Source organism: Njordella aestuarii (genome assembly GCF_056494165.1).
The window spans coordinates 4,209,096-4,225,604 of sequence record NZ_CM151397.1 but is presented as its reverse complement, the minus strand read 5'-3'; the positions used below and the strand labels follow the sequence as shown (position 1 = coordinate 4,225,604).

12 protein-coding genes and 1 tRNA gene are annotated in these 16,509 nt (G+C 52.4%); 4 read left to right on the top strand and 9 right to left on the bottom strand.

The features are described from left to right. Positions 1–3 precede the first annotated feature (3 nt). From SH451x_RS16645 to SH451x_RS16615, 7 genes are all read right to left on the bottom strand, one after another. Positions 4–2,910 (bottom strand): DUF1156 domain-containing protein, encoded by a 2,907-nt coding sequence (locus SH451x_RS16645; RefSeq protein ID WP_479358117.1) that lies wholly within the window; start codon positions 2,908–2,910, stop codon positions 4–6. Positions 2,911–2,912: 2 nt separating this feature from the next. Then, positions 2,913–6,452: a helicase-related protein gene (locus SH451x_RS16640; RefSeq protein ID WP_479358116.1), complete on the bottom strand. Its 3,540-nt coding sequence runs from the start codon at positions 6,450–6,452 to the stop codon at positions 2,913–2,915. A gap of 19 nt (positions 6,453–6,471) precedes the next feature. After that, positions 6,472–6,684, bottom strand: coding sequence for a MerR family transcriptional regulator (locus tag SH451x_RS16635; protein WP_479358115.1), 213 nt, complete (start codon positions 6,682–6,684; stop codon positions 6,472–6,474). A 222-nt stretch (positions 6,685–6,906) separates the two neighbouring features. Next, the gene (locus tag SH451x_RS16630) at positions 6,907–7,326 is read right to left on the bottom strand and encodes a hypothetical protein (protein ID WP_479358114.1); all 420 of its coding nucleotides are present in this window, start codon (positions 7,324–7,326) and stop codon (positions 6,907–6,909) included. Then, complete coding sequence (locus SH451x_RS16625; RefSeq protein WP_479358113.1) at positions 7,323–8,897, bottom strand: recombinase family protein; 1,575 nt, start codon at positions 8,895–8,897, stop codon at positions 7,323–7,325. Before SH451x_RS16625 ends, SH451x_RS16630 begins: the two co-directional genes overlap by 4 nt. Beyond that, positions 8,894–9,394, bottom strand: coding sequence for a DUF2924 domain-containing protein (locus tag SH451x_RS16620; RefSeq protein WP_479358112.1), 501 nt, complete (start codon positions 9,392–9,394; stop codon positions 8,894–8,896). The genes SH451x_RS16625 and SH451x_RS16620 overlap by 4 nt, the downstream gene beginning before the upstream one ends. Positions 9,395–9,417: 23 nt before the next feature. After that, positions 9,418–9,630, bottom strand: coding sequence for a hypothetical protein (locus tag SH451x_RS16615; protein ID WP_479358111.1), 213 nt, complete (start codon positions 9,628–9,630; stop codon positions 9,418–9,420). A 247-nt stretch (positions 9,631–9,877) separates the two neighbouring features. On the opposite strand from SH451x_RS16615, the gene SH451x_RS16610 reads away from it, so the two are divergent. Beyond that, the gene (locus SH451x_RS16610; protein ID WP_479358110.1) at positions 9,878–12,388 is read left to right on the top strand and encodes an AAA family ATPase; all 2,511 of its coding nucleotides are present in this window, start codon (positions 9,878–9,880) and stop codon (positions 12,386–12,388) included. Between the two features lie 168 nt (positions 12,389–12,556). Beyond that, positions 12,557–12,805 carry a hypothetical protein gene (locus SH451x_RS16605; protein WP_479358109.1) on the top strand — a complete coding sequence of 83 codons (249 nt, stop codon included), beginning with the start codon at positions 12,557–12,559 and terminating at the stop codon, positions 12,803–12,805. Positions 12,806–12,819: 14 nt separating this feature from the next. Here the strand turns inward: SH451x_RS16605 and SH451x_RS16600 are convergent. Further along, a tRNA-Asn gene (locus SH451x_RS16600) sits at positions 12,820–12,892 on the bottom strand. Between the two features lie 479 nt (positions 12,893–13,371). Continuing rightward, on the bottom strand, positions 13,372–13,602 hold the full coding sequence (locus SH451x_RS16595; protein ID WP_479362915.1) for a hypothetical protein: 231 nt from the start codon (positions 13,600–13,602) through the stop codon (positions 13,372–13,374). 334 nt (positions 13,603–13,936) lie between these two features. Between SH451x_RS16595 and SH451x_RS16590 the strand changes: the two genes are divergently transcribed. Together SH451x_RS16590 and SH451x_RS16585 are read left to right on the top strand one after the other, a co-directional pair. Further along, a complete protein-coding gene (locus SH451x_RS16590) occupies positions 13,937–16,129 on the top strand; it encodes a bifunctional rhamnulose-1-phosphate aldolase/short-chain dehydrogenase (RefSeq protein WP_479358108.1) in 2,193 nt (730 codons plus the stop codon). 183 nt (positions 16,130–16,312) lie between these two features. Next, positions 16,313–16,483 (top strand): DUF1559 family PulG-like putative transporter, encoded by a 171-nt coding sequence (locus tag SH451x_RS16585; RefSeq protein WP_479358107.1) that lies wholly within the window; start codon positions 16,313–16,315, stop codon positions 16,481–16,483. The last annotated feature ends 26 nt before the right edge of the window (positions 16,484–16,509 follow it).

Below are 16,509 nucleotides of genomic sequence, written 5' to 3'. Positions count from 1 at the left end.
CCTTTAGTTGTCAAACAGTGTGCGTTGAGTAAAGCCGGTTTCCTTCGCAGCTGCCGATTCGATACCGGCCCAAGAGGTGACGACTTCGTTGTAGGCACGAGCGTCTTCCGCCCAGCCTTTGCGCTCGCAGAGCGTGTAGAGCCTGTAAGCAAGCTGCCGTGCAGCTTCAGCCTTTGATTGAACGGAAGCGAATACATCAGCCGCTCCTGCCTCGCCATCAATATTGAAAACGCGGATCAACTGGTGAAGGGCTTCCCAGATCGGCAAACGTTGATCGGACTTCGGGTCCCATTCATTTGGGTACTCAGCCCATTTCAACAGTCGCACATTGCCACCTGCCGCTTCGAGTACACCAGCTTGTTTCACACCGTCAACGCTAGTGCCCTTGGCACGAGCAAGCGTATCAGCCTCGCCGAACTTGCCAGTTTCCCAGCCATATTGCTCGAACCAATGGAGACAGAACTGCGTGTCTGTATCAAAATCGTCTTCAGCAAGAAAACGATTGATAAGTTGCAGAGCGGTACGCACACTCATTGGCGATCCATCGGCTTCGAGCACTGCAGCATACTTTGAGAACACTGCCATCCCTGGTCCGATGATTGACTGCGAAAGGTCCACTGGAGCTACAGGAGAGTGAAGACCCTCACTTTCTCGCGTCATTGTATCTAAGGCAAGCGGCAGTGCAGCGTTGAGTTCGCGAATGAACTGTCGTCGCGAAATTGTCTCAGCATCTTTTGCTCGTGGACGACATACCAATACGATTGACGAAGCTAGTGCATTTGTACCGGAACCGATCATCCGATTCCCCAACTCTGTCCGCATGGGCCAAGTGCCAGTAAGTGCAAGCCCGGCATTGTTAATGGCTTCCAGAAATGTCTCCCAGCCCGAGCTGTTGGTGCCAGCACTCTCTGTTTCCGATTGCTTAAAAGCATAATAGATTGTTATAGGCGCAGCTGGATGCGATTGCTCCGAGAGATTGTGCATTGCCTGAGTCATGCCTTTTAGGAAGAAAGCTTCAGCAGTCTCACTTGTGCCGTGGCGGTTCGCAGACGCTACTAACTCCTCTGCTTTCGGAACTGAAATTGTTGCGAGCTGCTCTGGATATACCTCTCGTAATGTGCGGCGCAGCCAAACATAGAAATAGTCAGAAAGATCGGCGTAGCAGATGTTGTCGTAGTAAGGTGGATCAGTTGAGATAAACTTGAAAAGCCCATGTGACTGTTTTGTGGCGTCCGCTTGGTGTACATGCCCAGCTAAACCGCATGAGCATGATGACATGGCCTTTGCCACCAATTCCACAGCGCTTCCGAAATTGCCGGATGCATCACCGATGGGATTTGACTCAGCAAAATCCCAAGTCATGGGAAGGGCTTGCCGACTGAAAGTGTTTATAATGCCACTTTGCGTCGGCGTAGGATCCCAGCGGCCTAGCGACGAACCTCTATCGGCAACCTTATCTAGTGCGAATGCAAGATACACGCTAACTGCTTCAGCATATGCTAGTGCGCCTGTCCCGCCATTTGAAAGTGAGCGGCCGTCATCTTTCAAGCCTGCATTAACGCTATCTACTCGAACCTTCTCTTTTACGCTCCTGATAAGATCGCTAAGCGTTGTTAGGGCAACCAACTGCCGAGCAGTAAACAGGTCCCCAAGATGATCCATTCCATAAACTGGCGGCTGAAAGTTCCGATGTTTCTTCGGCATTTCGCATTCTGGCTTCCAAATTGGCTGGGCACGCAAAGCGACGGCCTCGTGTTCTAATGTCGGTGATAAGTACAATCTCCCCGCCGCCCCCTCAACAACCATCGCCATTAACTTTTGCCCGAGACGATGCGCCTTGCCTTCTCCACGGATATAATCATAGGTCATTGGCGTATTCGACATGAGACAACGGAATGCTTGGCGCTTGCCTGCAGACGTGCCAGACTTCGCATCTGCAGGCGGTTTGCCGATTTTTACTTCAAAGCGATAATTGTTGTTCGCTATCACTGGTTCAATGTAGACTTCCTTTCCGGGCTTACTGCAAAGCACAAAAGTGCTAGCCAGTGGTACTTCCAACTGCGAGAAGGCTGGGTTCGGACTCCTTACAGTGCGAGCCCAAAGCCAGGCAATCACGGTGAGGTTTTCGCCAAGGATCTCTTTGAGTTCGGGGCGTTCTTTGGTTATCTCTTTTGTGATCGTAACAGGAGGGTACAGTTCACTCAGTTTTCTGATCGCTTCATGCCGAACCCAATTACCGTAATGGATCACATCTTGTACGAGGCCGGTGATGCCTTTCGACTCGGCGACCAACAGTCTGTTCTCTAAACGCGCACTTGGGTTCACAGCGCGTGCCCCTGCAAACTGCGTTGGAATCTCTATCATTGCCTTATTGATGAGAACGGCGACAGGGTTTAAGTCGCTTGCATAAGGCTCCAGACCGAGCCGCTGAGCTTCCAAAGGGATAGCACCACCTCCAGCAAATGGGTCATATAACCCAGGCATTTGTTTTGGATCAAATAGCTCTTTTGCCCTTGGGTGATCTTTGTTAAGAGCACAAGCTTCCTGCCAGGAATTGCGAATTTCTTCGCGTGCCATATTGAGTACTGTCTCGTTGCTTCTGTTCTCCCATTTCACCATATCTTCAATGATACCGAAAAGACGCGCACGAGCTTTCGTCCAGTGTCCTTTAACTTGCTTATTCGGCTCTTTGCCGGGATTTTGATTTCGCCACAAGTCTTCCGGATCATGCACTAGTTGCGAGAATATTACTGCCCTGGCAGCCGCCAACGGACGCCTCGCCCACCAAAGATGCAAAGTACAGGGGTGACCGTGACGGATCGATTTTTCTCGCGCGCACGCCAGGTTGATGGCGTCCAGCGGTAGCGCTACCTCGATCAGCTTCTTTGGCGATATGACGGTTTGATTCATGGTCAAAGTGGCTCTGCTTTATTGAGCAAATCATTTAGGTTGTAATTTATTGAAGAGACACCCCAGCCGGGTTCACTGTCAAAAGGTCTTCGAACGTAATAAGGGCCCTCATAGCTATCGTCTTCAGTGACCAAAACGATCGCCAAAACAAACTTGTCGCCTTGATTGAATGCGTAGAGCATTTCATTTCGAGTAACAGTGATGGTGGCAGCCCCCTTCGCACGCCCCTTTACCTCGATGTGTCGAGGCTCTGGTAACTTGTTACCTACCATCGGTGGATGTGAGGTAAGGTCCCAACCACATTTGTCTGCGGACACATCAACGACGTTACACCCCTGAGATTCTTCGTGCTTCCGCACTGCATCCATTGCAATGAGCTCAATTCGGCTGCGAGCGATTGGGTCCGATGAAAAACTGGATGTTGAATCTTCATCTCCACGGGCTTTGCGCATCAAACCCGCAGGTACAACTAAAGCGCCGCCGAGAACGATCGGCGTTCCGTTTACTACGTGACGCATCGACTGTAGTTCTTTTCGTCGGTTTTCTAGTCGGCCTTCTAGGTCGTTGACCGTGCGTCGAGCGTTCTCAACATTGAGTCGCACGTCTTTCCCTGCTTCTTGGTCTTCCTTGAGCTTGAGCCAACGATCGGACCAGAAAGCGATCTCTCGGCTTAATCGCTCGTGTACGGCAGTGAGCGTTTTGTCGACGTGAGCCACGCGTCGATCGTTTACTTCTTTGAAGTGATCGGGGACCAGTTTCGATGCAGCCAATGCGACGGCTCGCTGTTCCTGATCGGCGCGTATCCAACTTGCCTCCAAAACGTCTTTGATCAATTGGCGTTCCGAATCTGCAATAGGCTCGAGGTCCAAGTGCGGTGCCCAGCCTGCGAAGGAAGTCGATCCATCCGGATTGACTCGGACGAATTGCAGCCGCTTTGACAAGGCTTGTCCGTCTCCCGACTTGATTTCATGAGTGACAATGAACATCAGCCAAGGCTCAAGACCTTCATCGGATGGATCAACTAGCAATGCGCCCTGTCGCATTAGATTTGCATGCTGCTCCAAGATCAGGTCACTCGTTGCAAGCATGAGTGGGTGACCGGGATGCATCAAGACAGCCCGCGTGATACCGGGTTTTTCTACTGGCTGGATCGCCTCTTTCTCAAAGCAAATGCGTTCGTATCGCTTCAGAACCGGCTCTTGCTCACGACGGTTGCGCCCAGTGATGCGACGGTCTCGTTCACGAATGGATGTGGGTACGTGAGTGACTTCGAATCGAGACAATTCGCGTGGATAGATCGATCCTCCGAGTTGCTCAAACGCCTTCATGAAGAATGAGCGGACGAAATAGGGTTGGAGTCGTCGCGCTTCGGCTTTCTCCATTTCTTCCTTGACGCTGTAGAGCCGCTCGGGACTCATTGTTTCCTGGGCAAGTGCATTGCGGTTCAGAAGCGATTTCAAATGGTCGTGATCGAGTGCCTGGTCGATCTTTCGCGTGAGCCGCGATCTCACTTCAGGTTGGTCGCCATAGCGAATTGCCTGAATGAGCAGGTCCTTCAAACTAGTCTCTTCGAAGACTTCGCCAAGGATGTCGAACACGCGGCCCTTGAGCGCTTCGCTTTCTACCTCGAGTTTTTCGAGTAGCCGGTGGTAGACGTCGCCTTCGCGAGTTTCTTTTGCGACAAGGTTCCACAAGTGGCAGACTTCGACTTGTCCGATTCGGTGAATACGACCGAACCGCTGCTCTAGGCGGTTAGGATTCCATGGTAGGTCATAGTTGACCATGAGGTTTGCGTTCTGAAGATTGACACCTTCACCGGCAGCATCGGTGGCAATGAGAACTCTAACGTCTGGATCGGAGCGAAACAGAGCTTGAATCTTGCGGCGCTCGTCGCGATGCGTGCCACCGTGGATGGTGACAATGGATTCATAGTTGCCGAGTACGCCTGCAATCTTTTCATGCAAGTAGTTCAGCGTATCGCGATGCTCGGAGAAGATGATCAGCTTACGTTGGCGGCCCGAGGCGTCGCGCATCTCGGCTGAGCTCTGTAGAATCTTCGACAACTCTTCCCATTTTCGGTCTTGACCAGATGCGACCACGTTGCGAGCTTGCTCTTCGAGCCCCTTGAGAATTTCGATTTCGCCTTCGAGCTCGATGATCGACTTGGCTGCCGTCGCATCGTCGATCAGCGTCTCTTCCAGTGTCTCTTGTTCTTCCGCGTTTAGATCGTCATCGTCTTCCGGCGCTTCGCCGATCGTTTCCGCCAGCGCTTTTCGTCCGCGAATGCCGAGCTTCTCTTCTCGCAGTCTGGATTCCAGTCGCTCTTTACGACGCTTGAGCGATTGGTAGATGGCTTCGGGGCTGGAGGCGAGTCGGCGCTGAAGCGCCGTTAGTGCGAAACCAACCGACCCTTTACGCGAACCAGTGAGCTGATCTGCTTTGCCCATTTCCGTTTTGACGTAGTCCGTTACGGCTTCATACAGAGCCGCTTCTGTTTCAGAGAGCGTGTAATTGACTGTGTACGCCTTGCGTTCAGGAAACAGCGGAGTGTTGTCGAACTTGACGAGCTCCTCCTTGACCATGCGTCGCATCAAGTCGGAGACATCGACTTTGTGTGCGCCGTCGCCTCGGAATTTGCCATAGAATCGATCCGAGTCCAAAAGGGAAAGAAAGAGCTGGAAGTCTTCCTCTTTGCCATTGTGGGGCGTGGCAGTCATTAGCAATAGGTGCCGAGACCGCTCGCCGAGGCGTTCAGCAAGACGGAAGCGAGCGGTCTTCTCTAGCTTCGTGCCAAAGTAATGAGCGGCAAGCTTGTGAGCTTCGTCAAATACAACTAGGTCCCAGCCCGCCTCGAGCATCTTGATTTGTAGTGCTCCGGGCTCGCGACCGTTTGGAGTTTGCTCCTCAGATCGTGAAACCTGGTCCAGACGCACGATCAATTGATCGTGATCTTCGAAAGGGTTGCCGCTCGGAGACGCTTGTTCGAGCTCGGATGAGAAGATGCGAAACTCCAGCCCGAACTTCTCGAACAGTTCGTCACGCCACTGCTCGACCAAACTACCTGGTGCAACGATCAGTATGCGTCGCGCATCGGCTCGCATAACCAGTTCACGAATGTAGAGGCCGGCCATAATGGTCTTGCCGGCACCCGGATCGTCAGCAAGGACGAAACGCAGTGGCTGCCTTGGCAACATGGATTCGTAGACGGCAGTGATTTGGTGAGGCAGTGGGTCCACGTTGGATGTGTGGACGGCCATCATTGGGTCGAAGAGGAAGGCGAGGTCAATTCGCTTGGCTTCGCAAGTCAATTGAAAAGCTGCGCCGTCGCCATCAAACGACCATGGGCGTTCAACTATCGCAATGCTTAGATTTTCTTCGTCCGCACGTCCAAGCAGTCGTTCCTTTGTTTGTCCGTCACTGGTGCGATAAAAGACCTGTACCGAGCCCTCGCCGATCGTCACAACGGCAGCAACAGTTGCGATGGAGGACGGCTCCAATCCAACCAGCGGTAGTCCGGATTTCAGGTCTTCAAGCTTTACCATACTTAGGCCACTTATTACGTCATTTGGGGTTAGTTGGCGTCGACGGCTTGTCGAGGTAGTCAAGGAATTGCTCCAACTCCGCTCTCTTGAACAAGCGGTATCCGTTTGCTGGATTTTTGTGCATCGGAATTTTTCCCGCTTCTGCCCAAGCCCGCACGGTGCCCTGAGAAACCCCGAGAATGTCGGCCGCTTCGGCGACCTTAACGTACTCGCTTAGTTTTGTTTTCATCATCCAGTCCTGCTGAACCCTGAGTCGAAGCACCAAAGTCTAGCGAAGTCTACAGGGTTTTGATAGCATAGGCAATGAGGATTGCCTGACGGTAGCCCGAGCGTGTGACACGTCTGGTCACGGGCATTCAAGAAATTTGCTTTTTTTCGCGTTTCAGCTTGTCGACCTCAGGCCGGCTGTTACTAGGCGATGTAAGCAAATTGTGAGAGTTTGAAGCGATGGCGATCAGGAAGTCTTGCAATTCAATGCGTCCCAGGCCTTCCTTTGCCGGCCCCAGTCAAGTTCTGTGGTGAGCAACTGAAGCGACTTTAGATCGATTCGAGCTGCGCTTTTGGGCTCACTAACGTGGTGAAGGATTTGCTCCTGAATCTCCGGCGCAAGCAGCCGCAAGTTCATGATCTGAGTCACTCTCGCCCGCGTCACATGCCCGAGGCGGGCGAGTTCAGCATAGTCGTTGACGACACCTTGCCGGATGAGATCCTCGAAATGGATCGCAAGAGCTATGTAGCGCGAAATGCGAGGGATTCGTTCGAGTCCTGGCTTGGACTCGTCCGCTTGGGCTGCCCCTTCGACGATTCGCTTCTTGGCTCCACGGCCGCGTTGCTTGATTGAGAACTCAAAATCGACGCTAACTGACTTGCTCATGATGCGGCCTCCACAGGTTCAGGACGGTTCTCCATGGCGATCGTCTTGATGCCATCGGGATGGAAGGTGATGGTCACGCGACCGGTCGCTCCGTCGTAATCGATCTGCTTTACGATCAACTGGACGATCCGCGATTGCTCCCGGACTGTGAGCGACTCCCAGATCGGTTCGAAGCTAGTCAATGCGTTGACGACATCTCCCCGGGTTAACGTCTGGGCCTGCATCGCCGTCAGCTTTGCGCTGACGATCGCATGGCGATGCGCGGCGCGCCGAAGACTTTCGTGCCAGTCGGCTAATTGTTCCAGGGAGGTTACGTCGGGCGAGCCTGGCTTAATCTTGGGGGCGGCAACGCGGATGGCTTCGTTCCAATACTCCAGCTCTTTCACTAGATCGTCCCGTTCGGCTAGCAGTGCCCCCAGTTCGCGTTCGGATTGGATCTTGGCTTGTTCCACCACCTCGTCGACGAGCGTAGCGTCGTTGCCAACGTGGCGAATCTTGTCGACGACAAACTTCTCGATCTCGGCGGCCGGCACTGACTTGGACTTGCAGTTCTTCCAGCCACGCTTCTGGGCCTTCATGCAAACGTAGTAACGGTAGCGTTTCGATCCGTTCTTGGTCGTGTGCGTCGGCGTCATTGAACAGTCGCAGCAAGCGCATCGCAGGATTCCTTTGAGCATCGCACCGAATTTGTTTCTCGCTTCGACACCGCCAGTTCGACCGTTGCGGCGAAGTAGCGACTGGACCTTCTGCCAGACCTCCGTAGAGATGATTGCGTCGTGCTCCCCTTCGTTCACTTCGTCTTTGTAGCCAAGCTTACCGATGTAGGTCACATTGGTGAGGAGTCGGAACAGCGTTGCTTTGGTAAACGGCGAGCCGCCCCGAAGCGTTCCCTTTTTCGTTTTCCACGACTTGTTGTTCCAGCCACGGTTGTCGAGCTCAGCAATGGTCGCCATGATCGACTCGCGTTCCAAGTACAGATCGTAGATCGCCCTGACTCTATTGGCCTCGACCTCGTTGATTCGAAGCTTGCCGCCTTGTGGCTCGATGTCGTAGCCAAGCAGCGGCATGCCACCAGACCATTTGCCTTTACGCCGCGCCGCAGCGATCTTGTCGCGTGTCCGCTCCGAGATTAGTTCGCGTTCGAACTGGGCAAACGACAGCAGCACGTTGAGCATCAACCGGCCCATCGAGTTGGTCGTATTGAACTGCTGTGTCACGCTGACGAAAGCGACCTGGTTGCGTTCGAAGACTTCCAGCATGCGAGCGAAGTCCATCAGCGAGCGGCTCAGTCGGTCGACCTTGTAGACGACCACGCAGTTCACCTTGCCGGCTTCGATGTCCGCCAGCAATTGCTTGAGCGCCGGACGATCCATATTGCCACCAGTGAAACCACCGTCGTCATAACGATCGGGCACGCAATGCCAGCCTTCCTGCGTTTGGCTTTTGATGTACGCTTCGGCGCATTCGCGTTGAGCGTCAAGCGAATTAAACTCCTTGTCGAGCCCTTCGTCTGTGGACTTGCGGGTGTAGATCGCACAGTTCAATTGGCGATTGATGTTGGCCTTGTTCATTTGTCACCGCCTTTTTTGTTGAGCTTGAAGAAGTGGTATCCGTTGCAGTGCTGGCCCGTGATCTTTTTGGCCACAGCGCTGAGAGTCTTGTAAATCGCCCCCTCGTACTCGAAGCCATTCTCCAAAACGAGCACCACGATCTTCTCGCCTTTGTAGACTCGCTCGATCTCTGATCTCGGCGGCGGTAGACGATTGTCTTCCTCTGGCTGGACGAATCCCGTCATGGTGTCGCCGGCTGGCTTCGGAACTGGCTTGATGGCTTTGGGGGCAGTCGTGCGGATGTCGGTGCCGCGAGCGAGTTCAGCGGCGCGACGCCTGGCCCGCTGTGAAATGTCACCTTCGATGTTGGCCTGCATCTTCCAAGCGATGCGTTTGACGAGCCACTGTTTGTTGCGAGTGTTGGTCGGCTCGCCCCACGTCTCTTCGAATCTCTCTCGCAGCTGCCCAACCGTCATGCGTTGGAGCAGAGCGACCTCTTTGTCGATGTCGATTTGCATTGATTTCTCCTGAGAAAACGGACTCACTGGTCGTTAACCACGTTGGTCACAGAGAGCACGCTTTCCGGCGAAAGCTCAAGGCAAGCTGTTGGCAATTCCGCTGGATCGTCGTCGATTTCTGAATCCAGGATCGCCATACGCGATTTCATCCGGACGATGCCGGCCGCCAGAATCGCAGCGATTTCTGATCGCCGAGCCGGCGCGGACAGTGAAGAAGGGGGAACAGACGAGAGCAACTCGCACCTCCATGCTCAACGCCGCTATAATTGGCGGCTCGAAGACAGATATTTCGCAGCAACAACAGCCGCGTCTATCTGTAGGAATACCCGGTGCGGGTTCGAAATGACGGATTAGGGTGCGAAAGTAATCTCAAACGCGGATTTCACTCGCATCGGTTGCTACATCCGAAGCTATGGCCCACTCGTGTGCGTCGCCAGCCTGATTTCGCAAATCGAGATTATTCAACTTGACAAACTATACAACATGATTCTCAAAACTGTTTTTGCGCGATTCTATAAGTCGTTTAATTTCGACTACCTGAGAAAGGCTCACCCTGAGGCGAAGCCGTTACCATGGGAGTATATGGAACACGATGGGCACTCTTTGTGGTATCCCCATGTTCGGATTCCGATAGATGCGAAAATAACTACCGTGGTTGGGGCGAATGAATCCGGTAAATCGCAGTTGCTCAGCGCAATTGAAAAGGCTGCTACAGGCAAAAAGATTGAGCGATCAGATTTTTGTCGCTACTCCCAATTCTTTGCGGTCGAACGTGACAAGATGCGACTTCCAGATTTTGGGCTCGAATGGTCGATGCTCAATGAAGTTGATTGTGAAAAGCTGCGTGCCGCATGTGGCATTACAGCAAACACACTGATAACTGACTTTTTGATGTTCAGGTCAAATGGATCAAAATTAACGGTCTACATTCCAAATGGAGAAAGCTATCAAGCCTTTGACGTAACAGGTGCGGCCTCCCTCGAAACAATGCTTCCGCGCGTATTCAGGATTGATGCCTCGGTTGGATTGCCTGACAGCGTCCCTATTCGCGCGTTGGCTGAACTAGCATCACCAGAATCTGCGATCGAAGAATGGAGCAGATCTGAGCGACAGAAGTACACTGAAGACATTCTCGACAATGCAGATATGTTCAAGACCACTGAGACGGTCACTTCCAAGGCGGCTGATCTCTGTAAGCTTTTCTCGCCGGATAGTCATTCTCGTGCTGAGATCACAGCAACTCGCAAGAAGCAGATTGCATTGGCAAAGGATTTGATCTGCCGGATTTCAGGTGTAGACGAGGAAGCGCTCCGAGAACTCTACAAGGCATTGCGCGGCGAACAGGATGCATACGTTAACGGAATCGTTCACGAGATTAATCAAGCTTTGGCAGCTAACTTGAATTTTCCGAAATGGTGGGTTCAAGACCGTGACTTTAAACTTCTCGTATCGGCGAGAGAGTACGATTTGGTGTTCACGGTTCGAGACAGGACAGGCACCGAGTACTCTTTCTCAGAAAGGAGTAGTGGGCTGAGCCACTTCCTGAGCTACTACATTCAATATCTCAGCTACGAGTCTAAAAGCATTGGGCCTGAGTTGCTATTGATGGACGAACCTGATGCCTTTTTGTCGAGTCAGGGGCAGCAGGACCTGATGAAGATTTTCGACGAGTTTGTCTCACCGAGAGGCAACCGTCCAGGCGTGCAGGTCGTTTACGTTACGCATTCGCCGTTTCTGGTGGATAAGAACCATGCAGAACGAATCCGTGTTCTTGAAAAAGGGGAGAATGATGAGGGGACCCGAGTTGTTCGAGATGCAGCCAAGAATCACTACGAACCTTTGCGAAGCGCATTTGGAGCGTTTGTAGGCGAGACAGCGTTCATCGGTAATTGCAACATTGTGGTGGAAGGACCCGCCGATCAGATCCTGCTAGCAGGGGCAGCAGCACATCTAACCTCAATCGGCGTTGGAGCTAGAGAAACACTCGATCTTAACCATGTCACGATTGTGCCTTCAGGTTCCGCTGAGCATGTGCACTATATCGTCTACCTAGCAAGAGGTCGCGATGTAGTTAAGCCAGCCGTGGTCGTCTTGCTTGACAGCGACGATTCGGGAAAGAAGGCATATGAACGTCTGAAAGCTGGTGGGCCATTCAAGAAGCAATCTATTTCAATGGAATATGTACTTCGAATTGGCGATCTTGCATCGAATGGTGGGCAAACGATTAAATTGTCTCCTGGCCAACATCTCCTAGAATCGGAAGACTTAGTTCCAGTTGAAATTTACATCGATGCTTTGCAAATCTATTTTGATGAGATTTATGGAGTAGATGCTCGCAAGCTAAACCACATCAGCAAGCAGTCTTTGGTATCGCATCTGAACGAAAGCACTTCTATGTTTGACGCCATCGGGATTGCGTTAAGTGACATCGATCCCGCTTTGCATGTTGAAAAGATGGGTCTTGCCAGGAGTGTCGTTGAAGCCGTTCGACGCCGGAGTGAATCTGGAGTATCGTCGGACAATGCACTGCAAGATTTCGAACACAACATGAAGGTGCTTTTTTCAGAGCTAACTAAAAGGCAAAGAGCCGCAGAACGCGAGTTGCTGACAGACCGGATTTCAAACAAGGTTGGACGTCTGAAGAAAGCCTTCTTGGATGATCACTCCCATGGTTCAGCAACGAAGGAAGATGTGATTCTGCTTTTCGAAAACATCGAATCAGTTCTGGACTCTTCTGACAATAGTGAGGCAATTCGCGTAGTGATGAGACAGTTAGCAACTGAGTTCAAACTCGACATTGACTCGACTGACGACCTCACAGATTACCCGAGTTTCAGGCTTCGACTTGAGCAACTTCACTATGCCGGAAGATTGGCGACCCAAGTGCCTGAAATTGGCGAAGCCCCCAAGGTTGAGAGCGTGAACTTGCCCGCTGAGGCACCTACTACACTTGCCCCGACTTCTAAAATTGCCACCAGCTCCTCGGCGAAGTAGCGTGACGAGGCTGCAACTAAGTGGGGATCGAGACAGGAAGCCTGGGTGTCTAGCTGGGCAAGTTGAGGCACAAGTGGCTTCCGGTCTTTTGTCCAGCAGGATTCGAACCCAGATACGGTTGCAGCTCGGTTTGCAACCGTTCTCATCGGGACTCCGAACGAGAACTCTGTGTTAACTCTGGAGGCCCCCGAAAAGAGAGAGTCAGAGAGTTTGGGACTGATTTTTCGCACCGGCGGGTGCAACCTTGAAGGTTGCGTTCGAGAGACGGAAATCTCTCTGCAAACAGAGATCGCGGTTGTTTTGGTCGGCGCAACGCGAAAAGCGTTGGAAACCCGCGAAAAACTGGGTAGAAACGAAAAACGCCCGGCGGTCGATCTCTCGACGCCGGGCGTTAAGTCTTATGGTCGCCAAAGTTAGAACTTTGGCGAAAGCTCCCCCGCCAGGGCTCGAACCTGGGACACGCGGATTAACAGTCCGCTGCTCTGCCAACTGAGCTACAGGGGAATTTTTGGAAAGGGTGCCGAAATACTCCGCAACCTCTGTTCCACCAAAGGGCCGAACTCGCCATGAATCCCCTGCCTTGACGGCATCGAAACTCGCGTCAAACCTGTAAATCACCCGCTTCGAGCAATCTACCTTCGGACCAGTGAGGTGAAAAATATAACGACTTCAGCGGCTCGTCGCGAGGGGGATTCAGAATTTTTGGACAGCAATTTGACCTTCGACTTTTTTCACCAATCCCACCTTCTCCAATTCAAACCAAATCCTTGCCCCTATCGTTTTACCAAACTAACAACTCCAAAAACTAATATTGCGTGGCGTGTTGGAGCTAATTCGCCACCAGTCGTCTGTCGTCCAAAATTTGTCACGCAAAACTCGCAAAACGCCTGGAAAATTGCTACATGACGCCGCAGTCGATGGCCTCTTTCCTCGCAAAACAAGCAACCATTCGTTTAAACGAGCACGCCAGCAGTCACAGCTCCCTACAGCAACCGTATGACCCATTCGATCACGGCGATCAACACCGAAACGATCAAGAATGCTGCGATCGATTTGGAATACCAGCCGCCTTGCGTACTGCTGCCACGAATTGTTAAGACGGGCAGCACAAAACTTGAAAATATGGCAGCAATAGCCAACAACATCCCGCCAAAATTTGCTCGGGCCGACATCACGAACGAACCGTTCATAAAGTGCGCCCACGACGTCGTCATCCCACAAGCTGGACAACGTAATCCGAACATCATCACCGAACTGCAAGGGGGCAAGCCAAGTTGACGGTGCGTTCCCATACCGCTAGCCGACGGCTCCAGCAATGAAGCTGTAATAAGCAAGCTCCATAAGGCTGCTGCGGCTAGCCCCAACCCCACACGTTCCGACGTTGTTAGTCGCCACGTTAAAGATTTCACAACACGCTGTTCGGAAGCCAGATTCATACACCAAGTATAGCGACTTTATGTCGAAACAAAGGAGCCTGATTAGCGCCAAAAACAGATATGGTATTCTGCTGGCTGCTATTTCGATAACTCAACTTACCCACCTGTTCCAATGTCCAAATACAAGCACGTTAATTTCCAATGGGACCCCGCCTCCGCCGATAAACTTGATGCCGTCCAAAGATTGGTTTATCGCTCTAACTTACTAGGTTCTGATCAACGCATTACCAACACTGGCGGAGGTAATACTTCTTCAAAAATCGATATGCCAGATCCGCTGACCGGTGAAGAAGTTCCGGTGCTGTGGGTCAAGGGTTCGGGCGGCGATCTGCGTACTTCGAAACGCGAAAACTTCGCTTCTCTCTATCAGGACCGATTGATTAGCCTTCAGAAAGTCTACGCCGCGCGAACTGACAAGGGGCTCAAAGCTCCTGCTGAAGACGACATGGTGGGGATGTACTCTCACACGACGTTCAATTTGAACCCACGAGCGTCTTCCATCGACACTCCACTACACAGTTTCTTGCCTGGGAAGCATGTCGATCATATGCACCCTAACGCGATTATCGCGATCGCGGCAAGCAAAAATTGCGAGCAACTGACGAAGGAAATCTTTGCTGGCAAGATGGCGTACGTTCCGTGGATGCGACCTGGATTCGAACTGGGACTTGCAATGCAAAAGATTGCTTCCGAGAATACCGGGATCCAAGCGATTATGATGGGGCAGCACGGCTTTATATCCTGGGACGACGATGATGCGGCTTGTTACAAGCTAACATTGGATCTTATCGAGCAAGCGGCTGAGTATATCGAAGCGAAATATGCGGCTAAGGGCGGCGACCAAACTGCCTTCGGCGGACAAAAGTACAGCACGCTTCCTCAAGACAAACGTCGTGCTATGCTCGCGCAACTTTTGCCATGGTTGCGTGGCAAAGTAAGCCAGCAGAAACGGTTTGTCGGCACGATCCAAGATGATGAAAAAGTATTCCGCTTTGTGAACTCCAACGACGCCGCTCGGCTGGCGGAACTGGGGACGAGTTGCCCTGACCATTTTCTACGCACCAAGATTAAACCTCTGTACGTCGCATGGAATCCTGAAGGAGGCGACTTGGCGAGCCTAAAAACCAAACTCGTTGAAGCACTCGAGAAATATCGCGAAGATTATGCCGCTTACTATGCCGCGTGCAAGCGTGATAATTCACCAGCGATGCGCGATCCAAATCCGACCGTCATCTTGATTCCTGGGTTAGGAATGATTGCTTGGGGGAAAGATAAATCGGAATCGCGTGTGACGGCCGAATTCTACAATTGTGCTATCGAAGTCATGCGCGGTGCAGAAGCGATCGACGAGTATATCGCGTTGCCGCAGCAGGAAGCGTTTGACATCGAGTATTGGTTGCTGGAGGAAGCAAAGCTGAAACGCATGCCGGCCGAAAAGGAACTAGCAAGGCAAATCGTTGTCGTCATTGGAGCAGGTTCGGGAATTGGCAAGCAAACGGCGCATCGGTTGGTTGAAGAGGGCGCGCACATTGTCTGCGTCGATCTAAACGAAGATGCAGCCAAGGCGACCGCAAAAGAGATTACCGACAAATATGGCTTGGGAATTGGCGTGGCCGGCAGCGATCTTTCCGGCTGCGGACCAGCCATCGGTTTAGCGGCGAACATCACCGATCGGCAATCGATACGTCAGATGCTCGATCAAGTAGCGATCGCTTATGGCGGGTTTGATTCGATCTGTGTAACCGCTGGTATATTTGTGCCGTCCGATACGACGGGCCATATTCCCGATGACAAGTGGGGGCTGACCTTCAGCATCAATGTAACGGGCAGCTATTTGGTGGCTGACGAAGCGGCCAAGACGTGGCGCGAACAAGGGCTTAAAGGCAAGCTAGTGCTAACGACCAGCGCAAATGCGGTCGTCGCAAAGAAGGGCTCGGTGGCGTACGATGCTAGCAAGGCCGCGGCCAATCACCTAGTGCGGGAGATGGCCATTGAACTGGCTCCGCTGGTACGAGTCAACGGCGTTGCTCCGGCGACTGTGGTGCAAGGGAGCGCTATGTTCCCTCGCGATCGAGTGATCGGTTCGTTGGCGAAGTATGAGATTGCGTATACCGATGATGAGCCCACGGAATCATTGGTAAGCAAGCTAGCGCAGTTTTACGCCGATCGTACGCTGACTCGGTCGCCGATTACGCCAGCGGATCAAGCGGAAGCATACTTCTTGTTAGTAAGCGATCGACTGAGCAAAACGACTGGACAAGTCATCACAGTCGACGGCGGCCTGCACGAGGCATTCTTGCGGTAAGCTTGTTGGTTGCTCGAGCCCGCGCCAGTCAGTTAGAAGTATTTTTGCAGGACAGGGAACAGACCAATACTCTTGTACTGCAGCACGGCGGAGGGCATCTCGTTCAGCGACTATGCGTTCTATTGGCTAGCTCAAGCGAATGCGATATGCCTTGCAGCCCGAGCCTGAGCGACCCTGACTCGCATGGTATGGTCGACGGGAATTAGAACGGCAAGCAGTTACCACCGAGGCCACGTCAACTGCTTGTGGGGGGATGGACGAACGAACTCCATTTCGGACAACATCGACGTGCAGACTTGGCGAGCCGTGTCCACGAGAAGCGCAGGCGAGTCGCTGGCTTTGTACCCCAACTGATTCTTGAAACAAGAACCAGTTTAAAG

Bases quoted from the DNA above. Each gene is read 5' to 3' on its own strand.
- SH451x_RS16645 (WP_479358117.1), bottom strand. From the start codon at position 2,910: ATGAATCAAACCGTCATATCGCCAAAGAAGCTGATCGAGGTAGCGCTA.
- SH451x_RS16640 (WP_479358116.1), bottom strand. From the start codon at position 6,452: ATGGTAAAGCTTGAAGACCTGAAATCCGGACTACCGCTGGTTGGATTG.
- SH451x_RS16635 (WP_479358115.1), bottom strand. From the start codon at position 6,684: ATGATGAAAACAAAACTAAGCGAGTACGTTAAGGTCGCCGAAGCGGCC.
- SH451x_RS16630 (WP_479358114.1), bottom strand. From the start codon at position 7,326: ATGAGCAAGTCAGTTAGCGTCGATTTTGAGTTCTCAATCAAGCAACGC.
- SH451x_RS16625 (WP_479358113.1), bottom strand. From the start codon at position 8,897: ATGAACAAGGCCAACATCAATCGCCAATTGAACTGTGCGATCTACACC.
- SH451x_RS16620 (WP_479358112.1), bottom strand. From the start codon at position 9,394: ATGCAAATCGACATCGACAAAGAGGTCGCTCTGCTCCAACGCATGACG.
- SH451x_RS16610 (WP_479358110.1), top strand. From the start codon at position 9,878: ATGATTCTCAAAACTGTTTTTGCGCGATTCTATAAGTCGTTTAATTTC.
- SH451x_RS16595 (WP_479362915.1), bottom strand. From the start codon at position 13,602: ATGACGACGTCGTGGGCGCACTTTATGAACGGTTCGTTCGTGATGTCG.
- SH451x_RS16590 (WP_479358108.1), top strand. From the start codon at position 13,937: ATGTCCAAATACAAGCACGTTAATTTCCAATGGGACCCCGCCTCCGCC.
- SH451x_RS16585 (WP_479358107.1), top strand. From the start codon at position 16,313: ATGGTATGGTCGACGGGAATTAGAACGGCAAGCAGTTACCACCGAGGC.